The 24,746-nt window shown below is 56.6% G+C and carries 16 protein-coding genes; 11 read left to right on the top strand and 5 right to left on the bottom strand.

Annotated features, from left to right (window positions below):
• Positions 1-76 precede the first annotated feature (76 nt).
• A complete protein-coding gene (locus MJA45_RS14570) occupies positions 77-3,739 on the top strand; it encodes a glycosyl hydrolase family 28-related protein (RefSeq protein ID WP_315602643.1) in 3,663 nt (1,220 codons plus the stop codon).
• 183 nt (positions 3,740-3,922) lie between these two features.
• On the opposite strand, the gene MJA45_RS14565 is transcribed toward MJA45_RS14570, so the two are convergent.
• The gene (locus MJA45_RS14565; protein ID WP_315602642.1) at positions 3,923-6,016 is read right to left on the bottom strand and encodes a GxGYxYP domain-containing protein; all 2,094 of its coding nucleotides are present in this window, start codon (positions 6,014-6,016) and stop codon (positions 3,923-3,925) included.
• Positions 6,017-6,363: 347 nt separating this feature from the next.
• Here MJA45_RS14565 and MJA45_RS14560 point away from each other — a divergent pair, with 347 nt between their 5' ends.
• The 6 genes from MJA45_RS14560 to MJA45_RS14535 all read left to right on the top strand — a co-directional run bounded on the left by MJA45_RS14560 (position 6,364) and on the right by MJA45_RS14535 (position 17,148).
• Positions 6,364-7,533, top strand: coding sequence for a GntR family transcriptional regulator (locus MJA45_RS14560; protein WP_315608026.1), 1,170 nt, complete (start codon positions 6,364-6,366; stop codon positions 7,531-7,533).
• A 202-nt stretch (positions 7,534-7,735) separates the two neighbouring features.
• Positions 7,736-10,966, top strand: coding sequence for an alpha-mannosidase (locus tag MJA45_RS14555; RefSeq protein WP_315602641.1), 3,231 nt, complete (start codon positions 7,736-7,738; stop codon positions 10,964-10,966).
• A gap of 85 nt (positions 10,967-11,051) precedes the next feature.
• Entirely contained in the window at positions 11,052-11,969 is a 918-nt protein-coding gene (locus MJA45_RS14550; RefSeq protein WP_315602640.1) for an ABC transporter permease, read from the top strand.
• A gap of 21 nt (positions 11,970-11,990) precedes the next feature.
• A complete protein-coding gene (locus MJA45_RS14545) occupies positions 11,991-12,887 on the top strand; it encodes a carbohydrate ABC transporter permease (RefSeq protein WP_315602639.1) in 897 nt (298 codons plus the stop codon).
• 125 nt (positions 12,888-13,012) lie between these two features.
• Positions 13,013-14,674: an extracellular solute-binding protein gene (locus MJA45_RS14540; protein ID WP_315602638.1), complete on the top strand. Its 1,662-nt coding sequence runs from the start codon at positions 13,013-13,015 to the stop codon at positions 14,672-14,674.
• Positions 14,675-14,775: 101 nt separating this feature from the next.
• Positions 14,776-17,148 carry a hypothetical protein gene (locus tag MJA45_RS14535; RefSeq protein WP_315602637.1) on the top strand — a complete coding sequence of 791 codons (2,373 nt, stop codon included), beginning with the start codon at positions 14,776-14,778 and terminating at the stop codon, positions 17,146-17,148.
• Between the two features lie 96 nt (positions 17,149-17,244).
• Here MJA45_RS14535 and MJA45_RS14530 read toward each other — a convergent pair whose 3' ends face one another.
• Together MJA45_RS14530 and MJA45_RS14525 are read right to left on the bottom strand one after the other, a co-directional pair.
• Positions 17,245-17,913 carry an LrgB family protein gene (locus MJA45_RS14530; RefSeq protein WP_315602636.1) on the bottom strand — a complete coding sequence of 223 codons (669 nt, stop codon included), beginning with the start codon at positions 17,911-17,913 and terminating at the stop codon, positions 17,245-17,247.
• The gene (locus MJA45_RS14525) at positions 17,910-18,281 is read right to left on the bottom strand and encodes a CidA/LrgA family protein (protein WP_315602635.1); all 372 of its coding nucleotides are present in this window, start codon (positions 18,279-18,281) and stop codon (positions 17,910-17,912) included. The genes MJA45_RS14530 and MJA45_RS14525 overlap by 4 nt, the downstream gene beginning before the upstream one ends.
• A gap of 115 nt (positions 18,282-18,396) precedes the next feature.
• Between MJA45_RS14525 and MJA45_RS14520 the strand changes: the two genes are divergently transcribed.
• The 4 genes from MJA45_RS14520 to MJA45_RS14505 all read left to right on the top strand — a co-directional run bounded on the left by MJA45_RS14520 (position 18,397) and on the right by MJA45_RS14505 (position 21,417).
• On the top strand, positions 18,397-19,290 hold the full coding sequence (locus MJA45_RS14520) for a LysR family transcriptional regulator (RefSeq protein WP_315602634.1): 894 nt from the start codon (positions 18,397-18,399) through the stop codon (positions 19,288-19,290).
• A 136-nt stretch (positions 19,291-19,426) separates the two neighbouring features.
• Positions 19,427-19,696, top strand: coding sequence for a metal-sensitive transcriptional regulator (locus tag MJA45_RS14515; protein ID WP_315602633.1), 270 nt, complete (start codon positions 19,427-19,429; stop codon positions 19,694-19,696).
• Between the two features lie 268 nt (positions 19,697-19,964).
• Positions 19,965-20,861: a hypothetical protein gene (locus MJA45_RS14510; RefSeq protein WP_315602632.1), complete on the top strand. Its 897-nt coding sequence runs from the start codon at positions 19,965-19,967 to the stop codon at positions 20,859-20,861.
• A 151-nt stretch (positions 20,862-21,012) separates the two neighbouring features.
• The gene (locus MJA45_RS14505; RefSeq protein ID WP_315602631.1) at positions 21,013-21,417 is read left to right on the top strand and encodes a hypothetical protein; all 405 of its coding nucleotides are present in this window, start codon (positions 21,013-21,015) and stop codon (positions 21,415-21,417) included.
• Between the two features lie 35 nt (positions 21,418-21,452).
• Here the strand turns inward: MJA45_RS14505 and MJA45_RS14500 are convergent, their stop codons facing one another.
• Entirely contained in the window at positions 21,453-23,054 is a 1,602-nt protein-coding gene (locus MJA45_RS14500; RefSeq protein WP_315602630.1) for a hypothetical protein, read from the bottom strand.
• Positions 23,055-23,230: 176 nt separating this feature from the next.
• The gene (locus MJA45_RS14495; protein WP_315602629.1) at positions 23,231-24,658 is read right to left on the bottom strand and encodes a sialidase family protein; all 1,428 of its coding nucleotides are present in this window, start codon (positions 24,656-24,658) and stop codon (positions 23,231-23,233) included.
• Positions 24,659-24,746 lie beyond the last annotated feature (88 nt).

Raw genomic sequence — 24,746 nt, 5'->3', positions numbered from 1 at the left:
CCTGGCAGGGTAGAATAGCCACAAGGCGGAGAGGGAGAACCATATAAAATTATTATCCCTAAAGGAGAGGATACGGATGCGTTACCTTGACTGGAAGCCGCGGCGTAACAGGCAGCGCCGAGCATTCCCGTTCGTCTTGTCGTTTGTCATGCTGCTGGGCTGCTTGGCCGGAGGATGGGTTCAGCCTAATGGGGCTTCCGCTGCAGGAGATCCCCCGGTGGTCATTCGGGCTTCCTGGAAAGCAGGTCCGGGAGAAGTCATCGAGGTAAACGGCGGGCATTTAACGGGTTCATCCGGGGGAGAGCCCACGCAGGTGCTTCTTCAGCCGTTATCCGGACTCACCGGCCCTCTGGTGCCCGAAGAGGCGCCGCTGCAGCTTGTCCCTCTAAAGGCAGAGGACCAAATGGTTCAGGCGCTGATTCCTGAGAGCGCTCCCAAGGACACCTATGCCCTCTGGATTCGAACGGAAGCGGGATACAGCGATCCTGTCTTCGTCGGGCAGGCGGAGCCGTTCTGGCTTGCGGAGCGCCTGGCCTATCCCAGACAGCAGGTCCGGGTCTTCGGTCGCAACTTCCTGAACCCGGCAACGGGAGAAGGACATACGACTCAAGTCCAGCTTGTGGACACGGTGGACGGGAGCACCATCAGCGCCGTTCCGGCGGAGGTCACCGACTATGCCCTGGATTTCATCGTTCCGCCTCAAGCCGTTCCCGGCCGATCTTATTCGCTTAAAGTGACGAACGGAGCCGGAGGAGAATTCGGCTGGGTATCTCTTCCCGTGAATGAAAACTTTCAAGTCATTTCAGCCAACTCAAACGTAAATTACTTCCGGAACAAGCTCGGCGTAGATGCCGCGTGGGTAGCCGACATTCCGCACGGCCAGCATGTTCAGGTTCGGGATTTCGGGGCGGCAGGTGACGGCTTATCTGACGACACGGGGGCCATTCAGGCTGCTTTGAACGCTGCAGGAAGCATGGGCGGGGGAATCGTCGATTTCGCCACGGGGACTTATCTGATTTCCGAATTGACCGTCCCGGCTAGAACGGTGCTTCTGGGAAACAAGGAGACGAACACCATTCTTCGCTATATCGGCGGACGCGTTCCGGCCGACCAGACCAAGCAGGGCTGGAACTATGGAGAGGCGATCCCTCTCATCCATACCAAGGGTGACGCGGTTGGCTTCGCCCGCCTGACGATCGAAAGCGAGGAGCGCCGGCCGGCCGACGATACGAGGAGACGTTTGAACGGATGGCTGACTCCTCTGGCGCTTGGCTTCGATGCCAGCCTCAAGGTAGGAGATACTCCACAGTACGTTAACCGGGGGTATTTTGTAAGCGAGGTGAAGATCCGTAATGCGGACGGCAATGGAATTCAGACCGTGGCTCTATCGGATCTGATCGTCCAGAACTCCGATATTAACGTGACGCACAGCGCGGTCCAGAACGATATGCGGGAGAAATCCATTCGTGTCCGGAACAACACGATGTTCAATTCCCAAAGACCGCTGGTCTTCGCCGGGCCCTCTGCCTGGATCGAAGGGAACGAGCTGTCTGCCCTAAGCTGCAGCAACCGCACGGATATCGGCTGCGAACCTCCGCAGAATGCGACGACCCAGGAGCACCGGATTATGGAGATGTCCCCGACCCACAGCTATGTGGCCAACAATCATGTAACGGGCCAGTTCGGAACGGCGACCAATGACGGAGAAGGGATCCTATGGCAGGGAACCCAGCGGATGGTTTACAGCCTGGTAAGCGCCTCCGATACCTTAGGGTTGACTGATAACGTCAAAACGTTTACCCCGGGTGCTTTTACGGGCATGAAAGTGATCATCGTAGGAGGAACCGGTGTGGGGCAGATGCGCACGGTCACCTCCAATACGAATCACGCTCTCACCGTCGACACTCCTTGGCAGATCGTTCCGGATGCGACGAGTGTCTATACGGTGGACCGGTATGTGGCCACCCACAATCTCCTCATCGGCAATACGATAGAAGGCAAGACGAAGAAGGGCGGCATCATGTTCTACACGAAGGACTATGATAATGTGATTTTCGGCAACTGTTTGGCTAACACCGGAGGAATCTGGATGACCACGACACAGAGTGCGGGACAGAACCGGGCGGATTTCTCCTACTTCTCCTATGTAGCCAACAACCAGGTGAGCGGAGCGTCCGACCCGAACGGCCATATGCCCAATCATGTGACGATCGGATCGGCCAGCGACGGCGGGGTGGCGACCAGCCTCGATATCACCCTGCCTTCAACAGGAATCTACGGAAGTGAATTCCGCGGCAACCGGCTGACCGGAATCGGCACGGATGCGGCCGCCCTCTATGTCAGCACGGCCAGCATGTCCAAGAAGTTCGTCGACGGAAGCGGAATTATGGTTTCGACTCCTTCTACCTTGTCCTATCCCGGTGTCCTGGGAATGATAGTCGAGGGCAACCGGGTCACCAATACCATTGCCGGCGTTCATTTGGCTAACACCGCCTACCACACGGTTCTTCATAACAATGATTTCAGCGGCAACGGAACCGAGTACGATGACAAAGGGAGCATCGGGACGCTGCAGATCGAAGGAGACCAGGTCCTGCCTTCCGCTCCCCAGCAGGTGAAGGCCTCCATGGATGTCAAGGGCGATGTAACGGTATCTTGGGCGGCGGGGGCTCCAAATGTAACCTACCGGCTAAGCCGGGCCGAACAGGCATCCGGGCCCTATTCGGAGCTGAATGGCTGCGTGACTTCTAATGTTTACAAGGACCAGACGGCGGACGGGAAGTTCTATTCCTACCGGGTTACCGCGGTCAATGCCTTCGGGGAAAGCTACCCCATCACGGTCACTTCCTCCTTGAAGCTGGCAAAGGAAGGATCCGTCGACACACCGGGACGGGCCGTCTCGGTCACCACCAACACGTACTATGCCTATGTAACGGATGCGGAAAACGGATTTCTCGTGGTGGACGTCTCCAATCCGGCGGCCCCAACGGTGGTCAGCACCTTGGATACCCCGGTCAGTGCCGGTAAGGTGTACGTGGAGGATAACCTGGCCTATGTGACTGACCAGACGGGCGGGCTGCTTGTTATCGATATCTCCAATCCGGTAAGCCCTTATCTGGCGGGTAAGGTTCAAACCACCTATGCAAGAGGGGTTTACGTAAGCGGCCAATATGCCTACGTTGCGGACAGCACGACAGGCCTGAGGGTTATCGATATTTCCGATCCAACCAAGCCTTCCGTCAAAAGCATCGTAGCGACAGGCAACGCCACCTCGGTCACGGTCCGGGATCACTATGCTTATGTGGTTAACGGAAGCGCCGGGCTTAAGGTGGTCGATGTGGCGGATCCGATTCATCCCGTCATCGTCGGGCAGGCGGACACCCCGGGGAACGCGCAATTCGTCGTGCTTAGCGGGTCGTATGCTTATATCGCAGACGGAACGACGGATAAGCTGAACGGGGTTCAGATCGTGAACATCGAGGACCCTGCCAACCCAGTTATCGCCGGCTCCTTCAATACGGCGGGGGCTCCCGGCACGCTGGCCGTGCAGGACAACATACTATATGTAGGCGATTACTTCAACAAGCTTCATCTTTACCGGATCGATAACCCGGTCCAGCCGGTCAAGGTAGGGGACTTTACGACGACCAACAATGTGTTTGGAATAGCGGTCGGGGAGAAGGAACTCTATCTGGCGAACAGCTATGACGGGTTAACCGTCATCGGAACCCAGCTTTAAATCCGGCTTCATATAGCCGTAATGGCGCAAACAGAAGCGGATTGCAAGAAGATTAACCTAACTTTGCTTTTGAGAAGCTTCAATAAACAAAAGGGACCAAAAAAGCTCCGAGGCGATAAAGCCCTCGGAGCTTTTTTCATGATATCAGCTTCTTATTCGCTTCCCAAGTCAGACACAAGCAAATCAGCGTGCTTCTTCCGAAGCGGAGCGGGGAGGGAGACCGTTAGCTTCACGCAGGAGCGTAAAGTAGTGATCGGCCCGTACCGCTTCAAATTCGGGACCAAGGGAATCGGTCAGCTTCATCAGATCCGTAGGCGTCATGCTCCACGCCAATGCCCCGAGGGACACGAACAACGGCGACTTTCCGTCCCACTTGGCCTTCGCGTCGGCTAGAATTCGCTGCCCGTCCTGCACCGTGCTGATGCCTTGAATGGTCGACACCGGAAGCGTACCGTTCGCCAGCTCGACTCCGTGCCGATCCTCCCAGCTGAGGAAAAGGCCCGGTACCTTGTACTCGTCTTCGTAGGCATCGGCTTTGGCTTTGCTAAGCGGAACGTTCTGGCCGTCGATGCGGTTGAGCACGTATGGAATGGTCATGCCGGTCCTCTTCAGATACGGATAGGTTTTCTTCAGGTAGGCGGCGAAGGTGTCATCCGGCCAGGCATTGGGATAGAAGTATCCCGCTCCTGAAGGACCGGCGATCAACAGGTCGTTGGCGGTAGCCGTCTTCCGGTAATGCCCCAGAATGGCCGGAGCCGCGTCGTCCAGCAAGGGACTGGACGTCCAGTTGATCGGAACCTTGCCCCGGTTCGGATCGTCCCACAGAATACGCATGCGGTGCTGGTTGTATTGGAGGTTATCTCCCTCACTCATCGTATAGGTGACATAGATTTTGTTTTCCAGCTTCGGGGCTTGAACCGGCTTCGCAGGAGCGGCATCCGCCTTCGTTCCCGAAAATACCGTCAGGTTGCTGAACCAGTCGGCTGCCAGCACATAGACGCTGTGGCGGGAAGTAATTTCCACGGAGTTGAACTCTCCCTCCACGTCGTTGCTGAACCAGCCCAGGTAAGGGGTTCCCGGATCGACGGACGAGAGGATCCGCTCGAACAGCTCCCGCTGCTCCGGAACGTTAGAGTCCAGCCAGAACACCATCGCCTTGTTGGAAACGGCATAATCCCTTAAATAGCCATAAGGCTCCTTCTGCCCGGAGGAAGGCGGCTGCTCATTGCCTGCCCAGACCTTGAACTGGTTCCACATGTCCACTTTGGCGGTCAGCTGTTTGGTTCCGGCAGGCGGGGTGAACTTGTAAACAAAGTAACGGCCGTTATCGGCAAAACGGTGCCCGCCGCTTCCCGAAGAGAGCTGGGAGCTCTGGGCGTCAAAGAGATAGGGCTCCTCCTCAGGCGTCCCGGGAATGAAATGGGCGATGGGTTGTCCGTCGGCTTCCACGGTCACTTCATGAACGGCCGTTCCCCAGCCGTCCTGCGGAAAAGCATCCTCGAAGCGCAGGTAGACGGAGTCTTGGCCGAGGAAGGAAGACAGGTCTAGGGAATAGACTTGGCGGTTACCGGCATCCCGCTCCTGCTTGGTCTCTTCCGCAACGATCCGGAAGGAAGGGGGAAGACTGGAGGGCAGGCGAATGGACGTGTCCGGGCTCAGGCCAACGAGCATCCGGTGGGTGGTCTGGCTCCAGAGATGGTCGAACTGCCATGTGTACGCGTCCAGCCGGTTCTTGAAGCGGCCCTGCAGATCTTCAAGCACAGGAAGGCGATAAGGGGCGGCTGCCAGCTTCTTCGCCAGCTCGGGACTGGCGACAACGGCATCTTTAATGCCGGCCAGAGTCGTCGCGACGTTGATGGAATCGGGAACGGCCGGGTCATAGACGATGACGCCCTTCGCTTCCTCCCGGAAGCGCTCAACGATATCCCAGTAGTTGTCCCGCACTTTGTAGGGAATGTCCAGATCGTTCAGCCAAGTAAACTTCCCTTCTTCTTTATTTTCCAGCAAGTAGAGGCGGGGCTCTTGACGGTTAACGAGACCTTGGAGGGTGGAGAGTAGAAGCTTGATATCCCCTGGCGCGTCATAGATATCCGCCACCTCCAGCTCTTTGGCTTTGGAGAACGTGGGGAGCTGCTGCTGGGCGGGCCATGTAATAGAGCCTGCTCCCGGCCGTGAGGAGGACGGCTCGCCGGAAGCGCCGGAATCGGCGAATGCGGACCAGGAGAGGGAGAGTGTGCATACACAAGCGAGAGTGACGGCGGTAAGCTTACGGATCATGCTTCGGAACACCTCGTCTTATTAGGGTATGGGTAGCCAAAAACACCTGCCTTGCGGGGATCGCTTCACCTCCTGACCTTTCCGAACTGATCTTTCCAAAAAAAGGCGATAAGCGAGAGACAGCATCCAACAAGTAATATTTAATATATTGTATATATTAATTTCAAGTCATTCGACAAAGGTTGTCAAAAAAGCCCCTTCATTTTGAAACAAATGAGGCAAGAGTCATAAGTCTTTAAGCCGGGGTGCTCCCCCTCTTTTCCTACGCGTACAGAGGGGCGGGTTGCATTGGGCAATAATTGGATATATTATATATATAAATTTGGACGGAAATTTGGTGATGACTTATCAACACAACCGAAAGAACCCCGTTATACCAGAAAATTCAAGATTATATCCGGGATCTCATCAACTCCAGGGGCTTAAAGGAAGGCGACCGCATTCCGACCGAGAAGGAGCTGATGGAGCTGTTTAACGTCAGTAAAATCACGGTGGTCAACGCCTTGTCAGGCCTTGCCAATGAGAAGATCATTACGCGCGTGCCGGGACGCGGAAGCTTCGTAAGCGGAAGAGAGTCCGAGGAAACCGGCGCCGAAACGCCTTCCAAGCAGCCGGGCGGAGCCAAGACGTCTGCCGAGCGGGCGGACCGCGGACCGGTTACCGGCATCATAGGACTGATCATGCCCTCCATTTGCGATTATTTCGCCATCCGGCTTATTGACGGAATTTCGAAGGGGCTTGAATCGAAAGGCTACCGCAGTGTCATTCTCCTATCGGAGGGCGACATCCAGAAAGAGAAGGAAGCCATCAAAACCTTGAAGGAAATGGGGGCCGAGGGCCTTCTTATTTTTCCGGTCGACGAGGAGCAGTACAACGAGGAAATTCTCGCCATGAAGTTTACGGGGTTCCCGTTTGTGCTGATCGACCGTTATTTGCCAGGGGTAGAAACGAATTATATCGCGGCGGACGGCCGGGCGGGCACCGCCCTCGCAGTCGATCATCTGTGGGAACTGGGTCATCGGGACATCGCGATCTGCTCGGATTCCCCTCTGCAGACGGTGACCGTCCAGGAGCGGATAGAAGGCTATATGAATGCCCTGAAGAACAAAGGGGCGCTTATTAATCCCGCTCATATCATTACGGATTTCCGGGTGGAAAGCTTGAAGGATGCGGAGACTCATCCGCTCTACCGGTACATCCGCAACCGGATGGCGACGGCTTACATTTCCCTGAACGGAACGCTCGGGGTGCAGATTTATCAGATGGCGAGACAGGCAGGCCTGAAGGTTCCCGAGGATTTATCGATCGTGAGCTTCGATGACCCTACCTCGATCGTCGAGGAATTCAGTATTTTTACGCACATCAAGCAGTTTGAATACAATATGGGCGTGCAGGCGGCGGAGAAGCTGCTGAAGGTGATCCAGAAGGGGAGCGGCAAGATAGGAAAGGATGCCAAAACGCTGCTGACGCCCGAGCTTGTCGTGCGCCAGACGACTGCCGGTCCCCCTGAGCTGTAGAACGGCGGTCTTCCGAATGATTTATTTCTCTGTGATGGCATTTAGCCGTAACAGCAGCCGGTTCCAGAAGGGGGCCGGTTTTTTTGTGCATTCAGTCAAGTATTAAAAATATATTGAATATATACAATATTTAGATTATAGTTAGGGAGAGACGAAAGGCAGCTCCATCCCACTTCGATGTGTAAAGGAGACGAGAGAGCCGATGCCCTATGAAGTCATCAAATCCAACCAATTAAGAGCCCTGCTGCAAAGGCTGCAGGAACGAATTTACGAGCCGGTTTCCGAGCTTACCGTTAGCGCCTGGGTAACGCGGGAACCGGTACCCTACGAGGAACGGACGTCCGGAGCAAGAGTTGACCTAAAGGCCGGTGACCGGTGGGGAAGCCTGTGGGACTGTGCCTGGTTTCATTTTGCTGGTGCGGTGCCCGAATCGGCCGCAGGCCGTAAAGTAGTGCTTCTTCTGGATATTAACGGGGAGATGTGTCTGGTGGACGGCGAAGGTAGTCCTGTCCAGGGGTTGACTAATGTCAATTCCGAGTTCGATTACTCTTTGGGACTCCCGGGCAAGCGGGTGGTGGAGGTAGCGGAGGCCTCGACCGGCCGAGAAACGATCGATGTATGGGCCGATGCCGGCTGTAATGACCTGTTCGGAAAGTATCGGAGCGGAACCTTGAAGGAAGCGGTCGTTGCCGTTTGCCGGGAGGAGGTTCGGCAGCTCTACTACGATGCGGAGGTGCTGCTCGAAACGGCAGAACGGCTGCCGGAGGGCTCGGCCCGCAAGGAACGCCTCTTCCGGAAGCTGTACGAGGCTTCCCTTCTGTTAACGGATCTGTCCGAGGATCAGGTGAAGGAGGCACGGAGTCTTCTGGGCGAACAGCTCGCTAAGCAAGGGGGCGATCCCGTTCTAACGATCAGCGCAGTCGGTCATGCCCATATCGATCTGGCCTGGCTGTGGCCGATCCGGGAGACGATCCGCAAAGGGGCCCGCACCTTCTCCACCGCCCTTAAGATGATGGAGCGTTATCCCGACTACGTGTTCGGGGCAAGCCAGCCCCAGCTGTACGAATGGATGAAGGAGCATTATCCGAAGCTGTACGCGCGGGTGAAGGAGAGGATCCGGGAAGGGCGCTGGGAGCCGCAGGGGGCCATGTGGGTGGAGTCGGACACGAACGTGCCGGGAGGCGAATCGCTCGTCCGTCAAATCTTATACGGCAAGCGCTTCTTTCAGCAGGAGTTCGGCCTGGAAATGAAGTCGCTGTGGATGCCGGATGTATTCGGCTATACGGCGAGCCTGCCGCAAATTCTCCGCAAGGCCGGCGTCGAATATATGATGACCCAGAAGCTGTCGTGGAGCGTCTACAACCGGCACCCTCATCACACCTTTCTGTGGGAAGGGATTGACGGCTCGCAGGTTCTGACCCACATGCCTCCGGAGGATACCTACAACAGCCCGGCGGCCCCCCGGTCTATCGTGAAGACGGAGGAGCAGTATCTGGATAAGGGTGTGTCGGACCGGGCCCTCCTGCTGTTCGGCATCGGAGACGGAGGCGGCGGGCCGGGGGAAGAGCACCTGGAACGGTTAGCTAGAGAGAAGAACCTGCTCGGGCTGTGCCCGGTCGAGCAGGAGCCTTCCTGGCGGTTCTTCGAACGGCTTGAAGAAGGCAAGGACCGCTACCAGACTTGGCGCGGGGAGCTGTATCTCGAGCGCCATCAGGGTACGCTGACGAGCCAAGGCCGGAACAAACGATACAACCGGAAGCTGGAGAAAGTGCTGCGCGAGCTGGAATTCGCCGCTATTCTGGCGGAAATGGCCGGCGGCAGCCCTTACCCGGCGGAGGAGCTGGAGAGGATCTGGAAGGAAGTGCTCCTGTATCAGTTCCATGATATTCTTCCGGGCTCCTCCATCAAGCGGGTTTATGACGAATCGCTGGAGCGGTACCGGGTGCTCGCCGAGAGGACGGAACGAATGACGGCGGAGGCCTATGGGCAGGCGGTTTCCGGCTTTACTGCCGCGGGCGGCGGGGCGGCCGTGTTCAATTCCCTGCCGTGGGAACGCAAGGAATGGCTGAAGCTGCCTGGAGGCTGGCAGGAGGTAAGCGTTCCGCCTATGGGTTTCGCGTTGGTGGAAGCACACGCGCTGGAAGCCGCCCCGGCGAGTTCGCCGGAACGGGCGGATAACCGGTTGGCGGCCGCCCCGTCACCGAGCGCCTCGGCGAAGGAGCTTCGTCTGGAGAATGATAGGGTGGCCGTGCGCTTCGGTGCGGACGGGGCGGCCGTCTCGATCTTCGACAAGGAGAACAGCCGGGAGATCGTGCCGCACGGACGGAAGGCGAATCGGCTGACGGTGTACTCCGATGACGGCGATGCCTGGGATTTCCGTCAGGAATACCGGCTGACTGGGAGCGGCGGAGATCCTTTTGTTCTCCGGCAGGTCGAAGAATTCGCCGACGGCCCGACGGTCGGGCTGATCATGCGGTACACCTACGGCCATTCCGAGCTCGTCCAGCGGGTGGTGCTGACGGAAGGAAGCCGGAGGATCGATTTTGAGACGACCGTCGACTGGAGGGAATCGGGCCGGATGCTTCGCACGTCGTTCCCGGTCAACGTCCGGACGCCCTCCGTCACCTGCGACATCCAGTTCGGCTTCTACCAGCGGCCGACACACCGGAACACGATGTGGGATTACGCCCGCGATGAGATTTGCGCGCATCATTACATCGACTTGTCCGAGCCGGATTACGGCGTCGCCCTGCTGAACGACTGCAAATACGGCCATCGGGCGGAAGGGAACGAGCTTGATCTGAACCTGCTGCGCAGCCCGTCCTTTCCGGATCCCGAAGCCGACCGGGCGGAGCATACCTTCACGTATTCGCTGTTTCCCCACCGGAGAGATTCCATTGAAGCGGAAGTGTATAAGCGCGGATACGAGCTTAACGTTCCGCTGCGTACGGTGCAGGCAGCGCCGGCAGCGGGAGGGACAGGGCAGGGAGCGGTGCTTTCCAACGCAGCGGCAGCAGGGGAGGAGCTTCGCGGCCGGCAGCCCGCGGCCGGTACTGCGACGTCATCCGCCGGTTATCCGGCTGAAGGCGAAATCCCCGGCTCCGGCCGCGACTCGGCTGGCTCCGCCAACTCCGGCTGCGCCTTGGCCCCGGGCCGCTCCTTCCTTCTAACCGGCCATCCGCATGTCATGGTGGAGGCCGTCAAGAAGGCGGAGGAGAGCTCCGATCTCATCGTCCGCCTGTATGAAACGGCCGGAACCCGGCTGCAGACGACCGTGACGGCAGGCTTCCCGATCTCGGAAGCGTGGCTCTCCGATTTAATGGAGAACAAGCTTCAGCCGGTGGAAGTGAAGGACAGATCCCTTCCGCTAACATTCGGCCCCTTCGAGATCATCACGCTGAGACTTGCCCGGGCATCCGCTTATGAAAATTAACCGGTCGGCCAAGGCGGAAGCAGTTTCTCAAGAAACCGCTCGACTTAATGTCCGCCGCCTTCATTCCAGGAAGGAGGATACGCGTATGACGGCACATCCGCTTGTGAAGCGAATCTGGCGGCATAAATTGTTCTACCTGTTCATGCTGCCCGGGATCGTCTGGTTCTTTCTGTTTTCTTATGTTCCGCTTTTCGGCATCCAGGTCGCCTTCCGAGACTTCCGGTTCTCGGGAGGATTCTCGGGAAGCCCGTGGGCCGGTTTGAAATATTTTCATCAATTCTTCGGGTACTACCAGGCGTGGGAGCTCATCCGCAACACGATCCTCATCAGCGCCATGAAGCTCTCCGTCGGGTTTACGATGCCCATTGTTCTGGCCATTCTTCTTAACGAGGTGCGTAACCTTAGATTCAAGAAAGTCGTGCAAACGCTTTCGTATCTGCCATACTTCGTTTCTTGGGTTGTCGTGGTGACGCTTATGCAGCGCTTGCTGACGCCTTACGGCGGACCGGTTAACGATTTCCTGAGGGGGACCGGTCTCATCCAAGAGCCGATTACCTTCTTGAACAACACGACCTGGTTCTACCAGGTGATCCTCGGATCCGACGTATGGAAGAACATCGGGTGGAACTCCATTATCTACATGGCGGCCATCGCAGGCATCGACCAGCAGCTGTATGAGGCGGCCCGCATCGATGGAGCGGGGAGGTTCCGCCAGATGTGGCACGTGACGCTGCCCGGCATCCGCAACATAGCGGTCATTCTGTTCATTTTGGCGACAGGCAGCCTGATGAGCGCCGGGTATGAGCAGCTGCTTCTGCTTAACGGACCCGCCACGGCGGCCATTGGCAGTGTCCTGGACGTGCATGTCATCAACTCCGGGATCAGCGAAGGGCGTCTCAGCTATGCGGCGGCCGTCGGCTTGTTCCAGAGCGTGATCGCCCTGGTGCTCATCGTGACCGTTAACCGGGTGGCCCGCAAAATCAGCGACGTGTCGCTCTTCTAATCCGAAAGGAGTGTTGCGTTAATGGGGAAGCGCAAACTATCTCTGTTCAGCCTTCTTAACGGGGCGTTCCTGATCCTGTTCAGCATGTCCATGCTCTATCCGTTTCTTTATATCCTCATTTATTCGCTGAATGACGGCAAGGATTCCATGCTGGGGGCGCTGTACTTCTATCCGCGCCAGTTTACGCTGGACAACTACGCTCAGGTGTTCCACAATCCCAAAATATGGCAGGCATACCGCATCACCATTATGAGGACGCTGCTCGGTACGATTCTTCATGTCTCGCTCTGCACCCTCATGGCGTACGCCCTGTCCAAAAAGACCCTGCCCGGTCGTACCTTCTTCACGTTCTACATCTTCCTGCCGACGATCTTCAGCGCCGGCTTCATCCCCTATTTCATTACCCTGCAGAAGCTTCATCTCGTTAACACCTTCTGGGTGTATATCATTCCGATGCTGTTCAGCTTCTTTCATATTGTGATCATCCGGACCTTCCTGCAGGGGATTCCCGAGGAGCTGGAGGAGTCGGCACGGATTGACGGCTATGGGGATTTTCAAATTTTCCTGCGCGTCATCCTTCCGCTCTCAGGGCCCGTGCTGGCCACCATCTCGCTCTTTAACGGAGTGGCCCACTGGAACGACTGGTTCACCGGGACTTATTTTGTATCCGATAAAAGCCTGATTCCCGTCCAGACGCTTCTTCAGCAGATGCTGACGGAGGCGGAGGCGCTGTCTTCCTCCATGCAGCGGGCGGCCCAGCAGGGCGGTCAGACGATGAACAATAACGTGGCGGGGGCTACGCCGGAATCGCTCCGGATGGCGCTTCTGGTCATTACCGTTTTCCCGATTCTGTGCATCTATCCATTCCTGCAGCGTTATTTCGTCAAAGGGGTGATGATGGGTTCCGTGAAGGGCTGATCCCTCCGGCCGCCCGCCATCATGATCGAAGCGTCACCGGATGAATGCTCCTGTGCAGAGCGCATCGAAACGTTAGGTGCGGGGGCTTTATCTTATATCCAATCTCGTTCTTAGGAGGGTTTCTTATGAAAACCAATCGGGCAAAAGTCTCTTCAGCTCTTCTTGCCGCCGCTTTGATGGGAAGCACGCTGGTCGGCTGTACCGGGGGCGGCAAGGACGGCGGAACATCGTCAAGCGGGAACGACGGAGGAGGTTCGGGGAAGGAGGTCACGCTCAAAATCCTTCACAACTGGAACGGCTCCAGCGCCGGGGATGTGGACCTGACTCCGATCACCAAGGCGATTCAGGAGAAGACGGGCGTCAACGTGAAGCTGGATTACACGAAAGGCAGCGAAGTGGAGAAGGTCAATACGATTTTCGCTACTCAAGATCTGCCGGATATCTACACCGGCCCCGCTTGGGGAGGAGAGCTTGACGGAATCATCAAGGCGGCTAAGGAAGACCAGCTGGTGGACTTGTCCGGGAAGCTGGCTCAGTACCCGAACCTGGCCAAAGGCATCAAGAAGGAGAACGTGCCGCCCGCTCTCTATGAGAAAGCGATCGGAGCCTTCGGCGACAAGAAATATATGCTGTACCAGAACCAGCCGGCCACCGACAAGGATGCTCTGGATTGGCTTTACGGCTTCTACGTCCGCAAAGACATAGCGGATAAGATTGGGGTCGATCCGCAGAAGGTGAAGACGAAGGACGACCTGTATGCCTTTCTAAAGAAGATTAAGGATGCGGGCTTGAAGGAGAATGGAATGCCGGTCATCCCGCTAGGGGGCTTCCACAACGGCTGGGCGGTTGGAATCGGCAGCACAATGTTCTACGGCTCCAATTATGTGGATAAAGGAGACGGCACGCTCGAGAATGTTTTCTTCACGAAGGCCTATGAGGACTATACCCTGTACTACCGGAAGCTGCTTTCCGAAGGGCTGCTCGATCCCGAGGCCTTCACCCAGACCGACCCGATAGCCAATGAGAAAATCAAGCAGGGACGCATCGCCGTTCTGGCCGCTCACTACCCGGCCATTCTGGATGCTTCGAAGGATTACGTGAAAGCCCATCCGGGCAGCGACTATATCCCGGTTGGTCCGCTGGAGCGCGCCGGAGCCGAGCCGAACCGGCCTGCGGATCTAGCCATTCAGGGCAACAATGTCACCGTTATCACGAAATCGTGCAAGAATGTGGACGCGGCTCTGAAGCTGCTGGATTTCCTAGCCTCGGATGAAGGCTTCAAGCTGGTCCATTACGGGGTGGAAGGCGTCCATTATGACATGGCGAACGGCAAGCCGGTCGCGAAGAAGGAAATCTTCGACAAGTTTGCCGCTGACACGACCGGCAAGCAGAAGAAGAACGAAGGGTTCGGCATCGGTTTCGAGTCGTTGACGGGACCGGACCGCACGAATTCCCTCGGCGGCGACATCTGGATGGACCAGGACCGGATGAAGGCGATGGAGAATGCGCGCAAAATTTTGAGGCCGAACGGAATCAAGGTAATCTCGGCCTATAACGCGGGTGATGTCATCACGAAGGCACCGAACTGGGAGACGCTTAAGCCTTCAATGGATAAGATGAACGATGTGTGGAAGGAAGCGATCTTCGCCAAGTCCGACGAAGCGGCTCTTAATGTGCTTAATGCGCTTCGGGGGCAGTTGAACAAAATGAACTATCCGGAAGCGATCAAGTACGTCAACGACAACCTGAAGGGAAAAGAAGTGGTGAAGGTGCAGATGCCGAACTAACGGCCGTTATTTTTGCTTGAGAGTTCGCCACCCGTAAACGTTCCTCCCGGGCCTGCTTTTGACCCGGGGGGCCTTTTTTCCAAGAGAGGAGATCTGCCTGTATGACCCGTCTGAGCCAGAAGAGTCCGGAATGGACCGGCTTTCAGGAGTCCCGGCCCTATGGGGCCAAGTATGATCTGCGAACCGACTTCGTTATGGTGTATGGCCTTTCGGACGACCTGCCGGAACGCATCGAAGGTTGGAGAAAGGCCGGCTATACGATTCACCTGATGACCGGCGTTTCCTGGGGGGAGTATCAGGATTATCTTTACGGGCGATTCGACGGGCGCAGCCATTGGGACGAAGCCCAAATGGACCGTAAAGGGAAATACGTGCAGCACGGCCCCGACGTGCCTTATATGGTTCCGACGATCGCGTTTGCCGATTATTTGGCCGCCCATCTGAAAAAGGCGGTGGATTGCGGCGTAGAGGCGATCCATCTGGAGGAGCCGGAGTTCTGGGCGCAGTCGGGTTATTCGGAGGCGTTCCGCCGGGAGTGGCTTACCTTCTACGGAGAGGAATGGATTCCCCCTCACTCTTCGCCGGACGCGCAGTACAGAGCTTCGAAGCTGAAGGCTGTCATGTACTACCGGGCCTTGGACCGCCTGTGCAGCCAGCTGAAGGACTATTCGCTCGTAACCTACGGACGGACGATCCGCTTCTATGTGCCGACTCACAGTCTGATTAACTACACCCAGTGGAGAATCATCAGTCCCGAGGCGCTGCTCGTGAATATGCCGGCCTGCGACGGCTTTATCGCCCAGATTTGGACCGGCACGGCCCGTACGCCCAACATCTATCAGGGAATCAGACGGGAACGGACCTTCGAGACGGCGTACCTGGAATACGGCATCATGCAGGAGCTGACGCGCGGTACCGGACGGGAGATGTGGTTTCTGCATGATCCGATCGAGGATAACCCCCGATATACCTGGAGCGATTACCGGCGCAACTACCGGGCCACCGTCACCGCCTCGCTGCTGCATCCCGGCGTGAAGCAGTATGAGGTCTGCCCCTGGCCTTACCGCGTCTTCGAAGGGAGTTACCCGAAGGAGGATGGCACCGGGAAGGAGCCCCTTCCCGGGGAGTATGGAACCGTTCTTTTGACGGTCATGAATGTCCTGCGCGATATGCATAGTCATGAAGAAATAGCGGAGGGGGAGGGAAGGGAAGCGATATATACCCGCGGCATCGGCCTCTGTCTTGCCAATTCCGCGATGTTCCAGCGGGGAGACGTGTTGGCTGACGACGAAAGCAGCGCCTTCAAGTATGACGGCACGGACACGTCGGAGGTTCTGCCGGAGGCACAGCGCGAACTGCTGGATTGGTCGGCTTTTTACGGCCTGGCTCTTCCCCTTGTGAAGAAGGGGATTCCGCTCCGTCCCGTCCAGCTGGATAATCTTCTTGCTTTCCCAGGCTATCTGGAAGGATACCGGGTGCTGCTGCTCAGCTACGAATTCATGAAGCCCGAACATCCCGGCCTCCATCAGGTGCTGGCCCAATGGGTACGGGAAGGCGGAATTCTGCTGTATTACGGAGATGGGACGGACCCGTTCCACGAAGTAAGCGAATGGTGGAACCGTTCCTCCGGCTCCCGAACCTACGAGCGGCCGGAGCATCATCTGTTCGAGGCCTTGGGACTCGGACGGGAGCCCGCGGAGGGGGATCATCCGGCAGGCGCCGGTGCCCTTCGGTATCGCCGAATTCATCCGGCGGCGTTTGCCCGGACGAAGGAAGGAGCCGGGCTTGTCGCGGAGGATGTCCGCTGGGCACTGGAGCGGCGGGGGGAAGAAGAGGAGTACCGGGAAAGCGGGCTTTTGCGGATTCAGCGGGGCCCGTACGTCATCGCCCATGCCCTCGACGAAACGGAGACGGGGGAGCCGCCTGTTCTACAGGGACCGTTCCTGGACCTGTTCGAAGCGGACCTGCCGGTCGTGGCGTCCGTCAAGCTCCAGCCAGGTGAGGACGCTCTGCTGTATGATCTCGCTTATGAGCGCCGAGAACCGTTCGGATCGGACGATTGCGGCGAGTCCGGTGGGGCGGGCATTGACGAAGCCGGATTAAACACGCCCGCTGTTCTAGTGAGTTCTTCGCGCGTGCGTAACGAGCGGCGCGGAGAGGGGCGGCTCTTTTTCCACTCCGAGGCTCCTGCCGGGCTGACGGTCAGCACCCGAATCCGCTCGGCCTCGGCTCCTCTGCGCATAACCGCCGAGCAGAGGAGCGCCGGCTTGGCTGGAGCGGGGGACCGGGCAGCAGAGGAAGGAGCTGGCGGTAACGTTGAATCGCAGAAGACAGGGCGGGATGAGCGCGGATCCTCTTCCGTTCCCGTCGAGGTCGCCTCGGCTTACGATCCGGCGTCGGCCACGCTGCTGCTCCGTTACCCGGGCATTCCGGAAGGAGTCCGGCTGGTTGTGGAGTGGCCGTCCCCTATCTGATCCCTACCCCAAAAGGGGCTTTCCTAGCGAGCCGACTCGCCGGGAAAGCCCCTTGTTATTGCCTTCTTCCCAGGTGTCCCATTCCGGATTGACGAATCACGGCATAAGCCACGGAGCGAGGAGCAGGGTGAAGAAGGCGGTAAGAATCATGGAGATGCTGGCGATGCTTCCGGCGGCCGAGCCCGACTCGAAGGCCTTCGAGGTTCCCGCATTGTGCGAGCTCGTTCCGAACAGAACGCCGCGTGACACCTCGCTGCGGATGCGCAGCAGCCGCACCATATAAGGACCGAGGATCATGCCGGACAAGCCCGTCAAGATAACGAAGACCGCCGTCATGGTCGGAATGCCGCCGATCCTTTCGGAAACCGCCATGGCGATCGGGGTGGTGGCCGAACGGGGGGCGAGGCTTTCCACCAGCCGGTTGTCGAGATGAAGCTCGCGTGCCATCCAGGCGGAGCTGATCAAGGCAGCGGCGGAACCGAAAAGCACGCTCAATGTTATTTCCGCCGCATGCTTCTTAAGCATGCCGAAGTTTTGATAGAGCGGGATCGCCATGGCGACGGTTGCCGGCCCGATCATCCGGGTCAGCCAGTGAGTGCCCGCCTCATAGGATGGATAGGGAAGATGGGCCAGAGTGAGAATCCCGATAATGATCACGGGTGCGACCAATAGCGGGGTCAAGTAAACCCGCGGAAAAGCCCGGTAGACCCGCTTCGCGCCCCAGTAGATGACAAGCGTGGCCAACAGGCAGCCCAACGCGATCATGGCATCTTCCTCCCTTTGCGTCTGATGATCAGCTCCGCCGCCAAGCCGGCACAACCCATTACGAGAGCGGTACCGGTTAGGACGACCAGCAGAATTTGCGGACCGCTGCTGAGGAGCATGGGCTTATATTCGACAACCCCGGCCGCGGACGGAATAAAGAACAGGAGCATTTCGGCAAGCAGCCACTTCGCTCCTAGCTCGACGGCGTTCAGGGGGAGGATTTTTAGTTGAAGCAGAACAAAAACGAAGCCCAGCCCCAGAATGCTTCCCGGAACCGGCCAGCCCATGAAGCCCACCCACGCATTCATTCCATAAGAAACCAGGACGAAAAACAAAATTTGCAGAACGCCTTTACCGAAACGAATCAAGAAGATCCCTCCTATGAAAATTGTACACCTCCCGCTTTCATGGGTAAAATGAATAGATGGAATGTTTTTCATTCCATTTGTCTATTGTACAGGTGTGGCAAAGGAGCTTTTTCACATGGATATCCGGGATATGAACTATGTTTGGGAGGTGGCCCGCCATGGCAGCTTCACCAAAGCGGCCGAAGCGCTTCACGTCACCCAGCCCACCATTAGCAAAATGATCAAAAGACTGGAAGAAGAGCTGGGCGTCACCTTGTTCCTCCGAACGGGAAAGAAAGCGGAGCTCACCGATGCCGGGAAGGCGGTAGCCGCCCATGCGGAAACGATGGTTAGTTCCTTCCGCAGCCTGAAGGAGGAGCTGAACGACCTTACCGGGTTTCGGAAAGGATCGATAAGGCTTGGGCTTCCGCCTATGGTGGGCGTCAGCTTCTTTCCGGAAATGATGGGAAGATTCGGGGAGCGCTACCCGGGCATTGCGATTCGCATGGTGGAGGACGGGTCCAAGAAGCTGGAGAACGAGCTGCGCGGGGGAGGTCTCGATGTCGCGGTCATCCTGCTCCCCACAGGGGATTCCGCCTTGGATGGCTATGTATTCGTAGAAGAAAGCCTCCAGCTCGTGCTTTCTCCCTTACATCCGCTTGCCGACAAGGAGAGCATCCGGCTGGCCGAGCTGGCCCGGGAGCCCTTTATTCTGTTCAGGGAAGACTTTGCCCTTAACGACCGGATTCTAGCGGCCTGCCGGGAGGCGGGCTTCGAGCCGCGGGTTGCCTATGAAAGCGCCCAATGGGATTTCATCAGCCGGATGGCAGCGGAGAGGCTGGGGGTGGCCCTGCTCCCGACGACCATCTGCCGGCAGCTGGATCCCGGGAGGATCCGTGTCGTACCTTTGAACGATCCTATCATTCCGTGGAGGCTCGCCATGATGTGGCGCAAGGAAGGGTATCTGTCCTTTGCCGCCCGGGAATGGATCCGGTTCAGCCGGGAACGGCTCCAGGAGATAGGGACATAAAGGCGTTTCTTCAGCAGATTACCGATTAGGATTCGTCTTCCGACACTATCGTATACCATTTGTCCCTTTATCCTTCTGAGGGTATACTAGCAATAGGGATACCTGTACCTGTATCATGTGAAAGGCGGGGAAATCGTTGGATTATAACTACACGGACGCAATGAAAACAAGGCTGAGAAGAATCGAGGGCCAGATCCGGGGAGTCCTCCGGCTGATGGATGAAGAGAAGCCATGCAAAGAAGTGGTGGCACAGCTGTCGGCCATCCGGAATGCGTCGGACAAAGCCATCGCCCATATCGTAGCGGAGAACCTGCAGCAATGCATCCTGGCCGAGCAGGCCGCAGGCAACCACGACACCGGCAAGCTGGTGAAGGAAGCTGTGGAACTGCTGGTTAAAAGCCGCTGATTCGGGTAGGAAAAGGAACCATGACCGTTAAGGGCAGGCTCCTTTTTTTGTGCCAAAAAAAGAATGAGAATTTTACGAAAATAACAAAAATTCTTACGGCTAAATTCACCGAATGGGGACGGATTCAGGGTAATATATATTGACGTACTCAAATCCATTTTATGGAGGTTAGGGAATGACGATTATGCCGGCAAGAGGAACGGGAACGAGGATAAAGTCATGGACAAGAAGGAAGCGCTTTACTACTTTTCTGGTACTGCTCTTATGTATGGCTTTTCTGTTGCCGATTACAGCCAGCGCCGCGTATTACAATACCTACACCACGATGGCCACACTAGGAAATGCCAATGATTGTTATGCTGCTCAAGGTTTTGCCGTGGGGTCTTCTTACACTTATTCGGTCAAAATTAACGGAGACGACACCAAGGCCGTCATTTACCGGACCAGAATGAGCGACGGAACGACCACTCTCATGACCAATGGAGACAACGGGACCACCTACAATACCTACCTCGGCCATGCCAATGATATGGTGCTCAGCACGATTGACGGAGAATACTACATGTTCGTTATCACCATGAAAGCCGGAAGCATGAGCCTCGTGAAGCTGAAATATGTCGGAACGACCTACTACAAAGTAGGGAACTACACAATCCAGTACAACGGGGTAGACAAAGGAATGTCGGGTGTAGCCATCACCAGCAAAGACGCGAGCAACATCTACTTCCTCTTCAAGTCCGGCCTTACTCTCTATCGGGGAACGCTACCTTTGACCGCTAACGGCGGCACGATCAATGCCACCTACGGTTTCACCCTGAACACGTCCGATGCTTTGGTCAACGGCAGTACCATTTCGAATATCAGCTCGTATGTTTCCCAAGGCTTCGGGTATTATAACAATACCATCTATGTTCCCCTTACGTATGAGAATGTAAGCATCGTTCTGGTGTATCGGAGCATTTCTACGGCCTCGGGTACCATCTATTCGGATGACAATCTCTCGTTCCGTATTACATCATCGACCTACCCTGATCTATTTGAGATCGAGAGCGTCGGAATCGCCAATGGCGATAAGCTCTGGTTTAACACCAACCGAAGGACAGCACCCGGGGATACCGCCCACGACGGAGTGCATTACTTCAACGGGTACAGCGCTACACCATAATAAGGAACGCCGAACCGACCATATCTCAGTTCTGCAAAATGATAAATCCTCCCGCCTGAGCAGGAGGATTTTTTTTGTTGGTTGTGCCCTATATGCTTCTGAAACATAATAACCTTCCGTACCGTCTTACTTGCTATAGGAGGCGGTAAAAATGAAACCATTCCTTTCGTTCCTTGTCCTTTTGCTAACTCTTACAGGCTGCATGCCGTCCGAGAAGAGTCGTTCCGTGGATGACTCCCTAGCTATTGCCACCCATAATCCAACAGCCGAGGAGGTGTTGGATCAATCTCCCGATGCGGATCTTTTCCAGTTCAACGGATTTGTCTATCTCAACGCAAGGGAAGTGGAATGGGTTCAACAATCGGAATGGACCATAGGCTCGAAGGTGGGCACGATTGCGGAACGGTATAGGTCCAGTTTCCCTTTCGAAGAAGGAATGGCGACCAGGCTTCCGGTAGGTACCGAGCTGTATGAGTCCCGGGAGCGAGCGGCAACGATTCTGATCGCAAAAGCCGATGGAAAACAAATCTGTTATCTAAAAATGGTGGAAGGGTAGCAGCGCCGACTCCTGGCTTTTCCAAATGGATTGTGTTATGGCTTCTCCACATACCATTTGGCGATTTCCTTGGAGCCGGTTCCGCGTGGATAGCTGAGCAGGCTAACGGCGGTAATCCGGTACAGCCCCTTCCCGTTCTCCAGAGGAAGAATAGTGTGAAAGTCATTCCCCTCAAAGGGAGCGCTTGTTTGAGAGAGGAAACGGTACTCTCCGTTCTCCTGCTGCTTCTCCACCTTAAAGGTAATCCCACTGCCTATTTTTTTCGTCGCCTGGCCGTTCACTTCAAATAAATTCCCTTCCGTGGTTTGGTGTGCCTTGGAGGGATTTACGGAGGAGAGCTCCGTGAAATCGCCGTGGCCGACCGGGCCGCTCCAGTCGATTATGGGCTCTACCGTTTGCATCGTCAAATCCACGTTGATCGATTTCTGGTAGAGGATCCGCTGGTTGGAGCTGAAGACTACGCTAATCTCGTTGGAGCCCAGGTCTGCCGGGGTTACCGCTCCAAATCCATACAAGGGAAGGGCGCCGGGATTCTCCGCCTTCTGGTAGGCCGTGGCCCCTCCGCTGGTGTAGCTGCCGTTCAGCCAATTTCCGACCCGCAGCTCCGGCATCAGCTTATTCCCCTGCAGGAAGCCCTCCGCCTCGACCTTATAGGCATAATTGGTCAAGCCTTCGGTTACTCCCCAGTCCTCCACGAGAAAATCCCGGTATTCAATATTCAGCGTTCGCGTATCGTTGTGCCAGTCATAGTCATAGCCGAACAGCTGCTTCAGATCGAGCTCGTGGGCATACAGCCTTCCGCTGCTCTCGACAGGAGGGGTGATGGTCGGGTACTCCTGCACGACCCCGCCAAACCAGGTAAGGGGAACGGAGGAGGCCCCCTTGCTCAGGTCGAACCGGTAAGGGCCTTTCTGAACCAAGAGGTGGTCATCTGCCCAAGTGGAGACCGTGTAACCCAGCTTTCCGGCCATCCATTGGACGTCCAAGAGGGGTGTACCATTCGAGATAAGGCCCACTTCTTCTCCCTTATAGGTAATAACCTCTTCTCCATAACGGATAGAATCCAGCCGGACTGAGCCGGTTTCTTGAATCGTCAGAGGAACTTGCACCTGCGCATGCTCTGCTTCCGGGAGCGCCTCGGGCGTAAAGGTAAGGGTCCGGCTTCCGTTATCGTAGGCCAAATCTCCGAACGGATCCAGGTCGTTCAGCCGAACGGCGGTCCGTCCTCCTATGTTGTAGGAAGGGATCGGAGTATTCCCGTAGAAGGCTTGGATATCCGTGTAGAGCACGTCGCCGATCTTAGTTCCGACCGGAAGCGGGGAAGAAGGGGCGGGCAGGGGAGAGAGCGGCTTCTCCCCGCTGCGGTAAATGACCACTTTATGCTCGGCCGGTACCCACGCCACCTCGAATCCGTAATGGCGAAGATCCTCCGCCGCCACCGCCGTATAGCCGTCGACATTAAAGGACGGAATGGGCAGCTTATTCACATAAGCCACAATGTCCGTAGAGAGAACGCGGCTTAAGGGGGTTCCGATAGCGGACGCCGGGGCGTGATTTTCAGCATGCAGAACGGAGGCTCCGGCCGGCAGAGCAAGGGATAAGGCCAGCAAAGCCAAAGAGAACTTGCGGATCTTCATGTAAGGACTCCTTTTCGATTGGATTCTTTTTCCATATGTAGTTAGACGAGATAACCCGCAAAAAGTTACTGCCGGATGATGTTTAACCTTAAGTCTGCCGCAATAAGCAGGAGACCTCTTTATCCGCTCGACAAAGAGGAAGGCCGTCCCGCCTGTTTTGGTGGAGCGGCTTCCTTTCATTTAACCGGTCTTTTCCAGAACGGCCAGCGAATTTGGCTGACTTTAACCACGGTTGCATACACTCCAACGGGATCCTTGGCTGACGGGCGATTGACTTTGGAGAAAAACAAATGAAAGTCGTTGCCGAAGGTTTCCAGCCCTTGGTAATCCCCAATAAAGAGACCCGGCGAAAAAGGAGAAGTAGCCTCGGGGGCTCGCAGCAGATTAAACGGTTTGGTAATTAGCAGGGGAGGCCGGAAGGTACGGCCGTGATCCGTGGAGCAGGCGAACCAGTAGTCGACGGGCAGCGTTTTGGGACTGCGCCGGTTGCTCACGATCCGGTAGTAGGTCACGCCCACCACGCCGGCATAGTTGATGCGCACCATAGGGGTGAAGGCAGCCGTCCCGGAAGGGGGATTGACTCGAATGGGAGAACTCCAGGTAATTCCTCCGTCCGTCGAACGGGTGAGGGCGATTTCATCGTATTTGCCGCCGTTGAACCTCGCACTCTGCCACACGACAAAGAGTTCTCCGGTCCGCTGATGGATGGCGGCTTCGGGCATCATATCTCCGCCTCCTCGAATCGTTTTGCCCGTCACCGGATCAATGACCGCCACGGAGTCGAAGGGAGCGATAATCCGGCCCTTGGACCATGCTTGCCCTCCATCTTTGGACGTTTGGACCGTAATCCAGTTTTCGGGGTTCTTTGAAGACGTCCCCTTGGTCCAGTTGAAAAAGTTGTACAAGGTGCCTGTCCTCGCATCCACGATGATCTGGTTGCCGAACGTCTGGTTTCCCTCCCCGGGCGGGAAGATGACCTTCGGCTTGCTCCACGACCGGCCTCCGTCCGTCGTCTTGCTGAAGATAGTGGCGACAGTCGTTGCCGTTCCCCGGTTCCATACGATGTAGGCGGTGCCGGCCCTGGTGGGATCCGCCGTGATGAGTTCTTTATCATTGAGGATCCAAGGCCCTTTATCCGATTGGATGAACCGGAGGTTCTTCCATGTTTGGCCCCCGTCCGAAGAGGTGGCGGCGGTGATGGTTGACTGGGAGACGTCGGTGCCGTTCGGGCTTTTACTTAAGGAAAGGGCCGAGGCATAGGCTTTCCCATCGGGGCCAAAGGAAACATTCGGATCGGAAGCCCTTTCGAATTTCACGTTGAGTGAGGCGCATTGGCTGAAGGGCAGCGTCCTACGTCTCCAGGTTCTTCCTCCGTCCCTCGAGAAGGCGGCAACCAGTCCCCGCGCTCCGCCGTTGGACCAACGGTCCTGCTGCCAGATGCCTAGCAGGTGCGGCTTCCCCGATTTCGTTGGGAGGGGGTTGACGGCCACCCATGGCTCCACGGCTGTATTAAGAAAATTGGTTCCCGGTCCGCCGATTTTGCAGTTCCGATAAGGGCTGATGCCCGACACTTTAACCAGACGTGATCTTCTTACCCGAATCAATGACTAATCCCTCCTGGAAGCAATTTGCCTTCAGTGTATTCAGCCGTCTGGAGTCAGGTCCCTGAACTACCCCGTTGAATAGTGGGTT

Source organism: Paenibacillus aurantius, from assembly GCF_032268605.1.
GTDB lineage: Bacteria > Bacillota > Bacilli > Paenibacillales > NBRC-103111 > Paenibacillus_AO > Paenibacillus_AO aurantius.
This window is presented reverse-complemented; position numbering and strand designations above follow the sequence as displayed.